The organism is Variovorax ginsengisoli (genome assembly GCF_030486595.1).
Taxonomy (GTDB): domain Bacteria; phylum Pseudomonadota; class Gammaproteobacteria; order Burkholderiales; family Burkholderiaceae_C; genus Variovorax; species Variovorax ginsengisoli_B.
Map to the genome: position 1 here is coordinate 1 of NZ_JAUJZH010000022.1, position 14790 is coordinate 14790.

General features: G+C 67.3%; 18 protein-coding genes. 11 read left to right on the forward strand and 7 right to left on the reverse strand.

The features are described from left to right. Nucleotides 1-462: 462 nt before the first annotated feature. Nucleotides 463-1047 (forward strand): hypothetical protein, encoded by a 585-nt coding sequence (locus QZH52_RS25860; RefSeq protein WP_301813520.1) that lies wholly within the window; start codon nt 463-465, stop codon nt 1045-1047. Nucleotides 1048-1085: 38 nt separating this feature from the next. On the opposite strand, the gene QZH52_RS25865 is transcribed toward QZH52_RS25860, so the two are convergent. Continuing rightward, nucleotides 1086-1343 (reverse strand): hypothetical protein, encoded by a 258-nt coding sequence (locus QZH52_RS25865; protein ID WP_301813522.1) that lies wholly within the window; start codon nt 1341-1343, stop codon nt 1086-1088. A 255-nt stretch (nt 1344-1598) separates the two neighbouring features. Next, the gene (locus tag QZH52_RS38700; protein WP_366919323.1) at nt 1599-1985 is read right to left on the reverse strand and encodes a helix-turn-helix domain-containing protein; all 387 of its coding nucleotides are present in this window, start codon (nt 1983-1985) and stop codon (nt 1599-1601) included. A 56-nt stretch (nt 1986-2041) separates the two neighbouring features. Here QZH52_RS38700 and QZH52_RS25870 point away from each other — a divergent pair, with 56 nt between their 5' ends. The 4 genes from QZH52_RS25870 to QZH52_RS25885 all read left to right on the forward strand — a co-directional run bounded on the left by QZH52_RS25870 (nt 2042) and on the right by QZH52_RS25885 (nt 3954). Then, nucleotides 2042-2545 carry a cupin domain-containing protein gene (locus tag QZH52_RS25870; protein ID WP_301813523.1) on the forward strand — a complete coding sequence of 168 codons (504 nt, stop codon included), beginning with the start codon at nt 2042-2044 and terminating at the stop codon, nt 2543-2545. Nucleotides 2546-2738: 193 nt separating this feature from the next. Then, nucleotides 2739-2954 (forward strand): hypothetical protein, encoded by a 216-nt coding sequence (locus QZH52_RS25875; RefSeq protein ID WP_286536397.1) that lies wholly within the window; start codon nt 2739-2741, stop codon nt 2952-2954. After that, a complete protein-coding gene (locus tag QZH52_RS25880; RefSeq protein WP_301813676.1) occupies nt 2954-3211 on the forward strand; it encodes a 4Fe-4S dicluster domain-containing protein in 258 nt (85 codons plus the stop codon). Before QZH52_RS25875 ends, QZH52_RS25880 begins: the two co-directional genes overlap by 1 nt. 425 nt (nt 3212-3636) lie before the next feature. Next, complete coding sequence (locus QZH52_RS25885) at nt 3637-3954, forward strand: hypothetical protein (RefSeq protein WP_301813524.1); 318 nt, start codon at nt 3637-3639, stop codon at nt 3952-3954. Nucleotides 3955-4108: 154 nt separating this feature from the next. Here the strand turns inward: QZH52_RS25885 and QZH52_RS25890 are convergent, their stop codons facing one another. Together QZH52_RS25890 and QZH52_RS25895 are read right to left on the reverse strand one after the other, a co-directional pair. Next, nucleotides 4109-5614: a tripartite tricarboxylate transporter permease gene (locus QZH52_RS25890; RefSeq protein WP_301813525.1), complete on the reverse strand. Its 1506-nt coding sequence runs from the start codon at nt 5612-5614 to the stop codon at nt 4109-4111. 6 nt (nt 5615-5620) lie between these two features. Continuing rightward, nucleotides 5621-6040 (reverse strand): tripartite tricarboxylate transporter TctB family protein, encoded by a 420-nt coding sequence (locus tag QZH52_RS25895; protein ID WP_301813526.1) that lies wholly within the window; start codon nt 6038-6040, stop codon nt 5621-5623. A 196-nt stretch (nt 6041-6236) separates the two neighbouring features. Between QZH52_RS25895 and gltS the strand changes: the two genes are divergently transcribed. Genes gltS through QZH52_RS25920 form a run of 5 tightly spaced genes read left to right on the forward strand, consistent with a single transcriptional unit; the run spans nt 6237 to nt 11519 of the window. Next, the gene (gene gltS / locus QZH52_RS25900; protein WP_301813528.1) at nt 6237-7451 is read left to right on the forward strand and encodes a sodium/glutamate symporter; all 1215 of its coding nucleotides are present in this window, start codon (nt 6237-6239) and stop codon (nt 7449-7451) included. A gap of 53 nt (nt 7452-7504) precedes the next feature. Beyond that, a complete protein-coding gene (locus QZH52_RS25905; RefSeq protein WP_286536391.1) occupies nt 7505-8170 on the forward strand; it encodes a DUF3348 domain-containing protein in 666 nt (221 codons plus the stop codon). 16 nt (nt 8171-8186) lie between these two features. Continuing rightward, entirely contained in the window at nt 8187-10277 is a 2091-nt protein-coding gene (locus QZH52_RS25910; RefSeq protein ID WP_301813529.1) for a DUF802 domain-containing protein, read from the forward strand. A 23-nt stretch (nt 10278-10300) separates the two neighbouring features. After that, nucleotides 10301-10924, forward strand: a complete 624-nt coding sequence (locus QZH52_RS25915) for an OmpA family protein (protein WP_436411634.1) — start codon at nt 10301-10303, stop codon at nt 10922-10924. Continuing rightward, complete coding sequence (locus QZH52_RS25920; protein ID WP_301813533.1) at nt 10917-11519, forward strand: DUF2894 domain-containing protein; 603 nt, start codon at nt 10917-10919, stop codon at nt 11517-11519. The genes QZH52_RS25915 and QZH52_RS25920 overlap by 8 nt, the downstream gene beginning before the upstream one ends. Before the next feature lie 9 nt (nt 11520-11528). Here the strand turns inward: QZH52_RS25920 and QZH52_RS25925 are convergent, their stop codons facing one another. Then, nucleotides 11529-11855 (reverse strand): GYD domain-containing protein, encoded by a 327-nt coding sequence (locus tag QZH52_RS25925; protein WP_286527102.1) that lies wholly within the window; start codon nt 11853-11855, stop codon nt 11529-11531. Nucleotides 11856-12017: 162 nt separating this feature from the next. Then, nucleotides 12018-12869, reverse strand: coding sequence for an oxidoreductase (locus QZH52_RS25930; RefSeq protein WP_301813537.1), 852 nt, complete (start codon nt 12867-12869; stop codon nt 12018-12020). A 124-nt stretch (nt 12870-12993) separates the two neighbouring features. On the opposite strand from QZH52_RS25930, the gene QZH52_RS25935 reads away from it, so the two are divergent. Beyond that, nucleotides 12994-13962, forward strand: coding sequence for a LysR family transcriptional regulator (locus tag QZH52_RS25935; protein ID WP_301813539.1), 969 nt, complete (start codon nt 12994-12996; stop codon nt 13960-13962). Here the strand turns inward: QZH52_RS25935 and QZH52_RS25940 are convergent. Further along, the gene (locus tag QZH52_RS25940; protein ID WP_301813541.1) at nt 13959-14780 is read right to left on the reverse strand and encodes an SDR family oxidoreductase; all 822 of its coding nucleotides are present in this window, start codon (nt 14778-14780) and stop codon (nt 13959-13961) included. The genes QZH52_RS25935 and QZH52_RS25940 overlap by 4 nt on opposite strands. Nucleotides 14781-14790: the final 10 nt, after the last annotated feature.

Sequence of the window (14790 nt, forward strand, 5' to 3'; positions counted from 1 at the left end):
AGACCCTGAGCGATACTGCGCCCACTCGGCTGTCCGCAGTGGCACGCTGAGTACCGTGCAGCTCAGCCTTCTCCGGGCTGTGGACCTACACCACGGAATGGGACACGACCCAAGCTCGTCCCGCTGGGTGAGTTCCGCCGTACAACATTGGGTGAGTACCGGAACAGCTCGTTGGACTAGGCCAATGAGGCCTGCCGAAAGGCATTAACCACCATGTTTCGGCGAGTACGCCTCTTTGGTCCTGCAGTGCGCGGGCCGGTTGATTGCTCCCACGGGTTCCAGCGCCTTGTCGCTTCGGCCTGTCGCCGGCGTTGCTCGGGTGTCCAGTTGCGTGCAGCCAATTAGTGCATCCTCTTTAAAGTACGCCAGCACATTCGTCACTGTTTAGTGACGTTCATCTCCGAGACGCACCAGTCGTGCGCACGTTACAAGATTTCTAAGAAAAGCCCACACTGAAGACTAATGAAGGTCCAGAATGAATTAAAGCAACATGAGGAGATTGCTTCGACACAGGGGGCGATGAATCCATCAACGCTGAGAGGAATCCCCATGTCAGATTCACTTGCTGCGCGCCTCGTTCGCGCTACCATATTCGGGCTCGTCCTAGTCATAGGGCCGCTGAGTCTAGCCACTGCGGCGACGCAAGTGTTCCCCGCCGGGCAGGCGTGCAAATTTGACCTGTATGTCGACTCTACTGGCGGCAATCAGCATTACAAGGAATTCTTGGATAAGCAAGGCAAGCCAGTGCGGACACTTCTTGCTGGCGTAGGGTCACAACTCACGTTCACCAATCCAACCAACAACGCTACCTATTCATTCAAAGGGAATGGGTCAGTTCTTCAAACAACAAACAACACCGGCGGTTCTCAAACTGTCACCACGGGGGGGCACAACGTCATCATCCTTTATCCGACTGACGTACCAGCGGGCCCCACCACCACGCTATATGTGGGTCGAGTCGTATACCAGATTGATGCTGCGGGCAACTGGACGATTCAAGGGACTCACGGGAACTCAACTGATATTTGCGCCCTCTTGTCGAGTTAGGTCTGCACACGCGGACGCGCTATTGGCGGACTGCCGCTTCAGTGGCATGGTTGCCTTGTTGCGTCCGCAATAGTTCGGTCGGGCACAATATTGTCTTCTCCCGCGTGCGCCTGCGCGGCGCGCTCAGCGTCACCTGCTGGAACGCCGTTGTTCAGTTGCTGTGGCCCGTTGCTGATGTTGGCTTGTCGAGCGAACACCACAGGCGGATTCTTCATCTCTGCCGTCGTGCGGCATTGGCACTGCGCCTTCATCGCCAACCGTGCATAGGTTTCCATCGCGCCGATGTGCTCGCCCATGTGACTGCAGCGCGGCGGGCAACTCGCCAAAGATGGCATTCAACGCGACGGCCTGGGCTGCAAGAATCGCTTCGCGGTCGCGCATGTCGCCGCGATTCACAGCCTCGCCTTTATCTCTGAGCACGGCCATGCGGTCGGTGAGCGACAACTCGGCGATAGCGGGAGGTGTCACCAAGCATCTCCCCGGCACCAAACGTGAAAAAGCCCGCTGTCGAAAGACGTCGGGCTTCTTTGCTTTGTCGTGATCCGCTGGCGCTAGCTTCGAGCGGCCTTTGATTCAGCCAGCCTCTCCATCTCGAGAACCAAGACGGATGGCTTCACGCGAAGCGCGTCAGCCAATGCGCAGATCGTGTCCAAGGCAGGCGGACTGACCCCACGCTCGATACGCGACACGAAGCTCGGAGACAACGCGGCCTTGGCCGCGAGTTCGGCTTGACTGAGGCCGCGCTCTTTGCGCCGCATCTGAATCGCCGCACCGAACAAAACTATCCGATCTGCCAAACATCCTCTTTCAATACGCCACTCTTGGCGGAAAAGAAGTTTGCAGTAGACTAATGGGCATATATGCCTACTTCCGATGGGCGCGGGAGGACGAAGATGTGTAAGGCAAACCATTGCCCTCGTTCGGCGCCTGGGTTCCATGCGTCGCCCATGCCAAGCGGTTCGCGCGCAGCAGCGCACTGGGGAGGTGCAGCCTCATGAAGAGACAAATCGCCTCCTCCTTCCCCACCGCCAAGCCCTTCAAGCTCCCACCATCACTCGCACTCCCGCGCCCCGCCCCACCGAAGGCCGTTCGCCGCGCCGGCCTGGATGTGCCGATCCCGCGCTTCTTTTCCGACCAGCCCGACCGCTCCGATTTCTGCCACGTGCGCGCCGGCACGGGCATCGTGGTCGACCGCATCGGCGCGGTGACCGACTACCGCTACGAGCTGCTCGGCCACCTGCTCTCGGGCAACCTGTTCGTCGAGCCCTATCTGGTCACGCTGCTCACAGGGGCCGAGCCCTACACGAGCTTCCAGCATCCCGGGCTGAAATTCATCTACCTGTTGTCGGGCGACATCGGCTATCAGTACGGCACCCGGGTCGTGAGGCTTGGTGTCGGCGATTCGCTGCTGTTCGACGCTTCGGCCTTGCACGGCATCGAGGACATCGGCACGCAGCCGGTGACGTATCTGTCGGCGGTGTTCACCTTCAGACGCTAGCCGGCGCCGGCGGCTGCACCCATGGCCGTCAAAGACCTGGTGCCCCATATCCGCCCGCTGCATCGCGTGGCTCTGATCGACGCAGATCGTCTGGACGACAACCACCGGCCGGAGCGCGAATGCTGCCCACGCCGCCGACGGGCTTTTCCCGCCGCCGCGCACCCCAAACCCGAATACCGCCAGAATGAGCCCCATGACCGACTATGGCGCCCTCCCTGCCAGCAATGCCCCCGCGCCGACCCGCCAGCCGCGCGACGGCATGCCTGTGGACGACCGGACCCGGACGGCGACGGGCTCGCCCGGCGACCCCGAGAGCCGATTCGGCGCGGCCGCCAGCATCCTCGACCGGCTCGATACCCGCCCGCTGGCGTTGCGCCTGCGCCGTCGGCCGTGGTGGCGATTCTGGTGATGCCGCTCCGGCCCGCCGGGCGCCCCCGCCCCGGCTGGACGCCCGCCATCGACACCTCGCGCTGCACTGGCTGCGGCTGGTGCGTCGCCGCCTGCGACTCCCACCTGCTCAGCCTCGAGGTCGCGCAATGGAAGAAGCACGCCGTGCTGAACGACGCAGTTCGGTGCACGGGCTGCAGCGACTGCGCCGTCGCCTGCCCCTTCCATGTGATCACCATGCGCAAGGGCGAAAGCCCAACCAGCGACGCCTGCCACTGAGTCGGCGAGCCGCGGCCGCGGAGCCGGCAAATAAACCTGGCCGCCGCCTCCGACTGCCCGTTCCATGAGCATCGCAATGGAGCCCAAGCAGGATGCGGCTCCGACCGGTTGCCCACTCGGTTATCCACAGAGTCATGCACCGCCCAAGGGGAAAACAGGGCCTTGACTTTCGTGTTTTGGTGCAGTGCACAATGGCATCGCTCATTGGGAAGAGCACACCTTCGGTGCGTCCGGCCCGAAAAACGCAGCACGCCAGCTTGGTGCGTCGTCTCGATCTTTTCCACAGCGTGATGCGAGCGGCAACTCACCTGCCGCGGCCCGTCGTGCGCCTCGGCGATGGGCCCGTCACCCCCCTCTTGGGGAGTTGACGCAGGTAATACTAAAGAGCTCAATTGAAGCTCCAGCAAGCGTCCAGGAAGGCAGGCATGAAGACGTTGTCCATCATGGCAGTCGTCACCCTCTGCACCCCTCTTCTTGGCTGCGACGTGCAACCAGACGTGCTGTTCGTGACCGAAAGCAACCCGTTCCAGATGCTGCAGCTGACCGACGCCGAGCAGGGCTGCCCGGCCCCTCGCCGCGTGTGCTACCTGACCTTCAGGGATGGCGGCACTTCGAATGGCTGCTGGGTCCGCGAGAAATCCTATGTCCGGGCCCTTTTTCCGGATCTGGGCGAGCGCGTCATCCCGGTGACCGAGTTCCGCCGCACGATGCTGGCCGAGTACCGCAACATCTCTTTGGACTAGGGCGCCTGAAGCGCCAACGCCCCGAAGTTCTCCCTGTGGGCGGGGGACAACCTTGGGGAAAACCGCCCGGATTGCGAGCGGAATCGTTGCCTGGCGCGGCTTGCGACACGGTGCCCGCCAAAACGGCAGCGCACCGCGCCGCCGTGCAGCTGGCTCAGGCCGCCTGCGCCTGCGGTGCGTTGCGCTTCCAGACCTTCAGGCCGAAGGCCACCAGCTGCCAGACGACGAACACCGCGACCAGGCTCAGCAAGGTGCCGCTGATCGGCCGCGTGACGAAGATGCCGAAGCTGCCCCGGCTGATCAGAAGCGCGCGGCGGAAGTTCTCTTCCAGCATCGGCCCGAGGATGAAGCCGAGCATCAGCGGTGCGGCATCGAGTTCCAGCCGCATGAACATGTAGCCCAGGAAGCCGAAGGCCGCCGTGATGTAGATGTCCTCGAGGTTGTTGTTGACGCTGTAGGTACCGATGCAGCAGAAGAACAGGATCGACGGGAACAGCACGCTGTAGGGGATCTTGAACACCGACAGCCAGTAGCGCACCAGCGGCACGTTCAACACCAGCAGGAAGACGTTGCCGATCCACATGCTGGCCACCAGGCCCCAGAACAGTTCGGGGTGGCTGGCGATCATGTTCGGGCCCGGCTGGATGCCCTTGATGATGAATGCCGCCAGCATCAGCGCCATGACGGCGTTCTCGGGGATGCCGATGCTCATCAGCGGGATGAAGCTGGTGCGCGCTGCCGCTTCGTCGGCCGCGGCCTGGCCGGCCACACCCTCGATGCAGCCGGTGCCGATCTCGTGCTTGTACTTGCTGACCTTCTTGTCGATCGCGTAGGCCGCGAACTGCGCGATGGTCGGTCCGCCGCCCGGTAGGATGCCCAGGAAGGAGCCGACCACGCTGCCGCGCAGGGCGCTCGGGATGATCCGCTTGAACTCCGACCAGGTCGGGATCAGGTTGATCTTGCCGTTGAAGGGCGACCGCTCTTCGCGCGAATCGAGGTTCTTGGTGATTTCGGCGATGCCGAAGCAGCCCAGCGCGATGCTGACGATGCCGACGCCGTCGACCAGGAAGGGCAGATCCAGGGTGAAGCGCTGCGCGCCGCTGTTGACGTCGGTGCCGATGGTGCCGAGCAGCACGCCGATCATGCACATGGCCAGCCCGTTGAGCAGGCTGCCGGTGGTGACGAAGCTCACGCACACGAAGCCGACCAGCATCATCGCCACGTAGTCGGCCGGGCCGAACAGGAAGGCCACCTCGCCCAGCATGGGCGCCAGGAAGGTCAGCACCAGGATGGCGACCGTGCCGCCGATGAAGCTCGAGAAGCCCGCCGTGAACAGCGCCAGGCCGGTCTGGCCCTTGAGCGTCATCGCATAGCCGTCGATACAGGCCACGATACTGCTGGCGTGCGGGATCTTCATCGTGATCGCGCTCACGCTGTCGCCGTACTGCGCCCCGTAGTAGATGCCGGCCAGCATGATGAGCGCACCGGTGGTCGGGATCGAATAGGTCAGCGGCAGCAGCAGGCTGATGGTGGCCAGCGGGCCCAGGCCGGGCAGCAGGCCGACCAGCGTGCCCACCGTGCAGCCGATGGCGCAGAACATCAGGTTGTTGAGGGTCAGGGCGTGGGAGAACCCAAACGCCAGGTTGTTCAAGGCTTCCATGATCGATCAGTAGAGCGGCAGGTTCAGGCCGAGAAGTTTCTGGAGTGCCAGGGCCATAGCGACCAGCCCGAGGGAAATCTTGACGTTGCGTACCCACGAGTAGGAACTGCCGGCCAAGGTGGAGAAGAACACCATGAAGACGATCCCGGCGATCATGTTCACGTAGGTCGAGATCAGCGCCAGGCCGCAGAGGCTGCCCAGGATGATCGCGATGTTCCTGAAGTTGATGCTGAGCCGCACGCGCTCGACGAAGAACGAGCGGACCACGGTCGCCGCGCCGATCACGAGCAGGATGCCGCTCACCATGGCGGGAAACAATCCCGGCCCCGCGCGGCTGAAGTCACCAATGGGATATCGCAGCGCCTGCAGGCCGAAGGCCAGCGAGATCGCCACGAGGAACAGGCCTCGGACTAGATTTCTATTCATACGCGCAAGATGGTTTGTTTCCGGTCGTGAAAGCGGCCCGCTGCCGGACCGCCTTCCGCCCCATGCAGGGTTGCTGGGACAACCCGATGTTGTTTCCTGCTCGCTGATCGGAATCTGACGCCCGGGTGAGGGGAATTACGTAACCGGGCCGTTATGCTCTGGCCGGCGCCCCCTCCCCTCCACCGGAACCACCGCCTTGCTGCAACACGACCTGCACCTCGACGCCTACGTCAGCTTCACGCTGGCGATCCTGCTGTTGTTCGTCGGCAAGGCCTGCACCCGCCACTTCGAGCTGCTGCGCCGCTACAGCATTCCCGAGCCGGTCATCGGCGGGCTGGTCAGCATCGTGGTGGTCAGCACGCTCTACCTGGTGCTCGGGCTCAAGGTGGACTTCCAGCTCGGGGTGCGCGACGTGCTGCTGCTCTATTTCTTCGCCGCCATCGGGCTCGGCTCCGACGTCCGGACCTTGCGCCAGGGCGGCCGGCCGCTGGTGATCCTGGTCGCGCTGGCCACCGGCTTCATGGTGCTGCAGAACCTGGCCGGCATGGCGGTGGCCAGCGGCTTCGGCCTCGACCGCCGCGCCGGGCTGCTGACCGGCTCGGTGTCGCTCACCGGCGGCGTCGGCACGACGCTGGCCTGGGCGCCGCATTTCGTGCAGCTGGGCATCGCCAACGCCGAGGCCATCGGCCTGGCCAGCAACATGGCGGGCCTGATCTCGGCCTGCGCGATCGGCGGCCCGATCGCCGCCTGGCTGATGCGCCGGCACCGGCTCAAGTCGTCGGCCGAAGCGGCGCTGCCGGCCGGCGCCCACTACGAGGACGAGAACCGCAGCCGCCTGGACTACAACAGCGTGCTGCTGGCGCTGCTCTGGCTCAACCTGGCGCTGATCCTGGGCCGCATCGTCAGCGACGCCATCGCGCTGACCCGCCTGCGGCTGCCAGGATTCGTCGGCGCCCTGATCGCCGGCATCGTGCTGCGCAACGTCAGCGCGCTGTTCACCAAGCAGAAGGGCCAGTTGTGGCACTGGGAGCGCATGCAGGCCGGCGTGGCGCTGCTCTCGGACATCTGCCTCGGTGTCTTCCTGACCATGGCCCTGATGGGGCTGCAGCTGTGGCAGATGCATGGCGTGGCGGTCTTCGTGCTGACGGCCGTGTCGCTGCAGATCCTGATGGCGATCGCCTTCGCCGTGTTCGTGGTCTTTCTCTGCATGGGGCGCGACTACGAGGCGGCGGTGGTCTCGGCCGGCTTCGGCGGCATCGCGCTCGGCTCCACCGCCACGGCCATCGCCAACATGAGCGCCGTGACCCGCGAACACGGCGCCGCGCCGCGCGCCTTCATCGTGGTGCCGCTGGTCTGCGGCTTCTTCATCGACCTGGTCAACGCCGTCGTCATCGGGCTCATGGCGGGCTGATGTGGGGACCCGCTTTGCGGGCACCGATGTAAAATCGCCGGTTTTTCCAGTAGGTGCAAGTGTCAAGGCGCACAGGTTTCACCGACTCGGCGCTGGTTCGCTTGCTCGCTCGACTGACCGACATCACGCATCCCGAATCCCGCCAGGGCTTCGCGGACCGCTTGAGTCAGTGGTTCGGCTGGACCGACGCGATTTCGCTCTCGGCGGCGCTGGATGGCAGTCCGGCGGCGACGCCAAGGCGCGCGCGCGGCCCGGCCGACGCCGAACGACCCGAAGTCGATGGCGTGCGGGCGGCATTGGCGAAAGCCATCGCCGAACGCGGCGCCTTTGCGTCCGACTTCGCATCGCACCGTCGACGCTACCTCGCCCGGCAACAGGCCATGGAGACCGCCATCGGTCCCCTGCGCGGCCGGCTGCGCGCCAAGCTCGCGTCCGCGTCGCCCGAGATGGCCCGGCTGGCCGCGCTGGACGTGGTCATGGAGCAGGTGCTCGGGTCGCAGGAGCACCGCCTGCTGGCGACCGTGCCCGGGCTGCTCGAAAAGCACTTCGAGCGCCTGCGCCAGGCGGCCGAGCGGCCGGCCGACGAAAGCGACGGCGGCGCCGCACCCGGCGCCTGGCTGGACGTTTTCTGCCGCGACATGCAGGGCGTGCTGCTGGCCGAACTGGATATTCGATTGCAACCGATCGAAGGGCTGCTCGACGCCCTTCGCAAGAGCTGACCGCTGACAGGCCTTCATGACCAGATTTCTTCACTACGCCGCCTTCTTCGTCGGCCTCGCCGCCGTGTGCTGGGTGGGTGCCGGCTACATCGGCTCGAACCCGCTGGCGCTGGCGATCACGCTGCTGATCGGCGCCTTCTATCTGATGGGCGCGCTGGAACTGCGCCGCTACCACCAGGCCACCGCCACCCTGGCGAGCGCCGTGGCGGGCCTGTCGGCGCCGCCGGCGAGCCTGGGGCCGTGGCTGGACACGCTCCACCCTTCGCTGCAGAACGCGGTGCGCCTGCGGGTCGAAGGCGAGCGCGCCGCCCTGCCCGGCCCGGCCCTGACGCCCTACCTCACGGGCCTGCTGGTGCTGCTCGGCATGCTCGGCACCTTCCTCGGCATGGTGGTGACCCTGAGCGGCACCGGCACGGCACTGGAGAGCGCGTCGGACCTGCAGGCCATCCGCTCGTCGCTGGCGGCCCCGGTGAAGGGCCTGGGACTGGCCTTCGGCACCTCGCTCGCGGGTGTGGCGGCGTCGGCGATGCTGGGCCTCCTGTCGGCCTTGTGCCGCCGCGACCGGCTGCAGGCCGGGCAGCGGCTCGACACGCGGATCGCGACCAGCCTGCGCGTCTTCTCGCAGTCTCATCAGCGCGAGCAAACCTTCGAGCTGCTGCAGCGGCAGAGCGAGGCGATGCCCCAACTGGTCGACCGGCTGCAGGCCATGATGGCGACGATGGAGCGCCAGAGCCAGGCCCTGCACGAACGGCTGGCCGCCAGCCAGGACACATTCCACGGCAAGGCCGAGACCGCCTATGCCGGCCTCGCCGCCACGGTCGGCCGCTCGCTGGAGCAGAGCCTGATCGAAAGCGCCCGCGCCGCCAGCGCCACGATCCAGCCGGTGGTCGAGGCCACCATGGCCGGGATCGCCCGCGAGGCGGCCGCGCTGCACCAGACGGTCGAGCACGGCGTGCAGCGGCAGCTCGACGGGCTGTCGACCCGCTTCGAGGCCAGCACCGCCACCGTGGCCGAACTCTGGCAGGGCGCACTCGCCGGGCAGCAGCGCACCAGCGAGGCGCAGTCCCAAGACCTGCGCGCTGCGCTCGACCGCTTCGCCCAGACCTTCGAACAACGCTCGGCCGCACTCGTCGACAGCGTCTCCGGCCGGCTGGAAAGCACGGTCGGCCAGATGTCGGAGGGCTGGAGCGGCGCCCTGGCGCAACAGCAGCGCGTGAGCGAAAAGCTGTCGGACGACACGCAGGGCGCGCTCGCAGCGGCGGCCGCCACCTTCGAGCAGCACGCGGCTTCGCTGCTGGGCACGGTGGCCCAGTCGCATGCAGGGCTGCAGGCCGAGATCGCCTCGCGCGACCAGCAGCGGCTCGCGGCCTGGACCCAGGCGCTGGAGGCCATGGCCGCCGCGCTGCAACAGGAATGGCAGCAGGCCGGCGCCCGCAGCGAGCAGCAGCAGCAGGCGATCTGCCAGACGCTGGCCGAGACTGCACGCGAGATCTCGGCGCAGACCGAAGCGCACGCGAAGGGCACGATCGCCGAGATCGCCGGGCTCATGCAGACCGCCGCCGAAGCCCCTCGCGCCGCCGCCGAAGTGATCGCCGAGCTGCGCCAGAAGCTGTCCGACAGCATGGCGCGCGACAACGCGATGCTCGACGAACGCACCCGCATCCTGGCGACGCTCGACACGCTGCTGGGCGCGGTGAACCATGCCTCCACCGAACAGCGCGGCGCGATCGACTCCCTGGTCGCCACCTCGGCCGACCTGCTGGAGCGCGTCGGCACGCGCTTCACCGAAACGGTCGACGCCGAAGCCGGCAAGATGGCCGGCATCGCCGCCCAGGTCACCGGCAGTGCGGTCGAGGTCGCGAGCCTGGGCGAGGCCTTCGGCGCCGGCGTGCAGCTGTTCAGCCAGTCGAACGACAAGCTGGCGGCCCACCTGCAGCGCGTCGAAGGCGCGCTCAGCAAGTCGATCGCACGCAGCGACGAGCAGCTGGAGTACTACGTGGCGCAGGCGCGCGAGGTCATCGACCTGAGCATCATGTCGCAGAAACAGATCGTCGAGGACCTGCAGCGCATCGCCAGCCAGCGCGCCACCGAAGGCAGCGAAGCGTGACGACCGAAGAGCTCGACGGCGGCATGGAGCCGACGGTGCCGGTGTGGGCCGTCTTCGGCGACCTGATGTCGGGGCTGCTGGGCGCCTTCGTGCTGATCCTGGTCTGCGTGCTCGGCATGCAGATCGATCTCGCGAGCCAGCTCGAAGCCGAGGTCAAGCAGCGGCAGGAAGCCGCGCAACGGCTGCAGACGCTCGAACAGGCCCTGGCCGGCCCCCTGGCCGCCGGCCGCGTGACGTTGACCAACGGGCGCATCGGCATCAGCGGCAGCGTGCTGTTCGCCTTCAACTCGGCCGAGCTGCAGCCCGAGGGCCGGCAGCTGCTGCGCAGCCTGACCGCCCCGCTGGCCGCCTACCTGCGGGCCCGCGACGAGATCCTGATGGTGAGCGGCTTCACCGACGACCGCCAGATGCGCGACGGTGCGCGCCGCTTCGCCGACAACTGGGAGCTGTCGGCCCAGCGCTCCCTGACGGTGACGCGGGCGCTGATCGAAGAAGGCCTGCCCTCTTCGTCGGTGTTCGCCGCGGCCTTCGGCTCCGAGCAGGCGGTGGCGTCGAACGCCGATGCCGATGGCCGATCGAAGAACCGCCGGGTGGAGATGTCGCCCACGCCGAGGCCCTCCAACGCGCAGGCCCGACCCCGTGGCTAGCAGCGAAGCCGGCGCCCGGATCGCCGCCTGGCGCGAATGCGGCGACCACCGCTTCGATCCCGTGCGCTTCCATTTCATCGAGGCGCTGGCCGGACGCTCGGCCGCCCACGACGGCGAGGCACGCCGCCTCCTCGACGACCGTGTCGCCAGGCTGGTGGCGGACTATGGCGCAGCGCTGGCAGCCGCCCAGGGCCCCAACGTCGACGCGCTGCCGACCGGGAAGCTGCCCGCAGGTCGTGGCCCGCTTGCTCTGCTGGTCGAGCAGGTGGCCCGACAGGCAACGTCCACGGGCGACGGCCCGGCGGCCGGCGAGCTGAAGACGCTCGGCTACTTCCGCAGCACCTGGGCGAAGCTCAGCGCCGAGCGGCGGCTCACGCAGTCGCTGGCCAAGATGCCGGAAAACGCCGGCCCCCTCAACTCGCACCATCTCGTGCATCGATCGCTGACCCTGATGCGCGACCTGTCGCCCGAGTACCTCAACCGGTTCATGGCGTATGTCGACACCCTGCTATGGCTCGACCAAGCGGGCGCCGGCGCCGCCACGGCGGCGCCTGAGAGCCCCAGGAAGGCCGCCCGGGGCAAGGCGGCGGGCTGACCGCCGGGCTCAGCCCTTGGGCGCGGGATAAGCCAGCTTGCCGGCGCTGCCCAGCACCTCCATCGTCTCGGCCACGGTGAACAGCTGCGAGGTCTTGAGCGTGCGGATATGGCCCGCGAGCTCGACCGCGACGATGGCGGTGGCCGCCACCTTGGCGTCGGGCGCCTCGTAGACGATGAAGCCGTCGTAGTCGCCCGCCATGTAATACATGCAGACCAGTTTTCCGCCCAGCTTTTCCATCAGCGCCTTGACCGGCACGCTGCGGTCCTCCGGGTTCTTCGCCAGCTTCTGCCAGCCTTCGGTGTTGTAGCTGAAGCACGTCATGTAGGTCGGCATACGCGTCTCCATTTCCTTGAAATCGAGGCGGAAGCGAGACCGGTCGGAACGGCCGGGCGAACCAGCGCCCCGTCCGGTCCGGAGGGCTCTTTTACTCCGTCAGGCGGGAAATGCAACTTCTCCCGGTTGTCTCGACAATCCGCCGGCCGCATTGACAGGGCTTCATTCGCCCGGTGGGAAATCGGTCGACGCGGCCAGCGCCTGCCAGGCCGCCGTCTCCTGCTCGACGAAGACGTGCTTGTTGCGGATCACCGCCAGCGTGTCGGTGCCCAGCGGCAGCCGCAGCGGCGGCCGCGGCGCTTCGACCAGCGCCATCACTGCCTGCGCCAGGCGCCGCGGATCGCCGGGCTGGTTGTGGCTGATCTGCTTCGCAGCTTCGCGCACGCGGCCCGCAGTGGGGGCGTAGTCGTCGATCACGCGCGGCGAGATGCCGAGCGAAGCGCCGTCCAGGAAGTCGGTGCGGAAGTAGCCGGGCTCGACCACCGTCGCATGGATACCGAGCGGCGCGAGTTCGGCATGCAGGCCCTCGGTGAGGCCCTCGACCGCGAACTTGGTCGAGCAGTAGACGCCGAAGCCGGCACCCGACTGGTAGCCGCCCAGCGACGAGATGTTGATCACATGGCCCCGGCGCCGCTCCCGCATCGATGGCAGCGCCGCGCGCGTGACGTTGAGCAGGCCGAAGACGTTGGTCTCGTAGAGCCTGCGCACTTCGTCGCCCGTAGCCTCCTCGATGGCGCCGAGCAGCCCGAAGCCGGCGTTGTTGACGAGGACGTCGATGCGTCCGAAGCGCTGGAGCGCGGCCTCGACCGCGGCGGCGGCCTGGGCTTCGCTGGTGACGTCGAGCGCCACTGCCAGCAGCGCCGGCGTGTCGCCGAGGCGCAGCGAGGCCGGATCGCGGGCGGTCGCGACGACCGCGTCGCCCTGGGCCAGGGCCGCCTCGGCGATGCGCGCGCCGATGCCGCGCGATGCGCCCGTGATGAACCAGACGCGCTTGAAGTCGTGGGGTTGAGTCATGGTGCTGCTCCTTTGAATGGAAGTGGATGAATGCCTTGCGTGGATGCAATGTAGGTTTTGCACCGGCATTGCACTAGCCATCAATCACCTTATTCATTCACAAGTTATTCGTGATAATCCGCGCATGGCCTTCAACCAGCTGCGCGCGATCTCCACCTTCATCCAGGCGGCTGAGCTCGGCAGCCTGCGCCAGGCCGCCGCCGCTCAGGCGATCACGCCGCAGGCCGCGAGCCAGGCGCTGGGCCAGCTCGAGGCGCACCTGGGCGTGCGGCTGTTCCACCGGACCACCCGGCGCCTGAGCCTCACCGAGGAAGGCAGCCAGTTCCTCGAGGCCGCGCAGCCGGGCCTGGCCACGCTGCAGCGCGCGCTGCAGGGCGCGCGCCGCGGGCGCGAGGAGATCGCCGGCCCGCTGCGCATCGTCGCGCCGCGGGCCACGATGCTGCAGGTGCTGTGGCCGGTGCTCGAAGCGTTCTGCCGCCTGCATCCGCAGGTCGAGCCCGACGTGCAACTCGACGACCGCATCGGCAACTGGGTCGAGGACCGGGTCGATGTCGGCTTCCGCGTCGGCGCGGCGCCCGAGGAAGGTCTGATCGCACGCCGGCTGATGCCGGTCCAGCTGGTGGTGTGCGCGGCGCCGGCCTACCTGGCGCGATTCGGCGCGCCGTCGAGCATCGACGACCTGTCGAACCACCGCTGCAGCTGCTTCCGGCACCCGACCTCGGGCAAGGTGATGCCATGGGAATTCAAGCGCGGCCAGGAGATCGTCTCGCGTGCCTTCGCACCGGCGCTATGCACCAACGACGTCGACCTCGAGGCGCTGGCCGTGGTGGCCGGGCAGGCCGTCGGCCAGCTGGTGGGCGCCACCGCGGCGCCGCTGGTGCGCTCGGGCCAGCTGGTGCCGCTGCTGACCGAGCACGTCACCGATCACCTCGGTCTCTACGTGTATTACGGCAGCCGGGTCGCCCAGCCGGCGCGGGTGCGGGCCTTCATCGACCTCGCAGCCGAGCGGCTGACCGGGAACGACCGCTACTTCCTGCGCCCGGAGGAGCTGCGGGCGAAGCCGCTGCGCGGCCGGCGCGCCGCGCGGCGCTAACCGGCGCCTGCCGCCGCCATGGCCTGCCCGGCCGCTTCCAGCGCCGGCTTGACGCTCTCGAACGCGCCGCCGCCGTCGCAGGGGATCAGCGCGCCCGAGATGTAGCCAGCATACGGCGAGGCCAGGAACAGCGCCAGGTTGGCGATGTCGTCCAGGCTGCCGAAGCGCTTCAGCGGCACCGCGTCCTGCGCGTAAGCGCGTTCGGCAGCCGAAGGCGCCATCAGCTTGCGGAAGCCTTCGGTGCCGTCGATCGGCCCGGGCGAGATCGAGTTGATGCGCACGCCCTCGCCGCCCCATTCGAGCGCCAGCACCCGCGTGAGCTGGTCGACGCCGGCCTTGGCTGCGCAGGCATGCGCCTGGTAGCGCATCGGCACGAAGGACTGCGGCGCCGTGATGCTGATCACCGATGCGCCGGGCTTGCGCAGGTGCGCATGCGCCTGGCGCAGCACGTGGAAGCTGCCGACCAGGTCGATGTCGACCACCACCTTGAAGCCGTTGGACGACATGTCCTTGGCCTCGCAGAGAAAGTTGCCGGCCGCGCCAGACACCAGCACGTCGATGGGGCCGAAGCGGTCGACCGATTCCTGCAGGGCCCGACCCACCGCGTCGAAGTCGCGCACGTCGGCGCACACGCCATGCACCTCGCCGCCGTGACCGCGCAGTTCGGCGACCGCGGCCTCGACGTTCTCGGGCTTGCGGCTGGCCACCGTGAGCCCCGCGCCCTGGCGTGCGAACGCGTGCGCGATGCCGAAGTTGATGCCCGTGGTGCCGCCGAACACGACGACGTGCCGGCCTGTGAAATCGAAATCTACTTGCATGGGTCCTCGA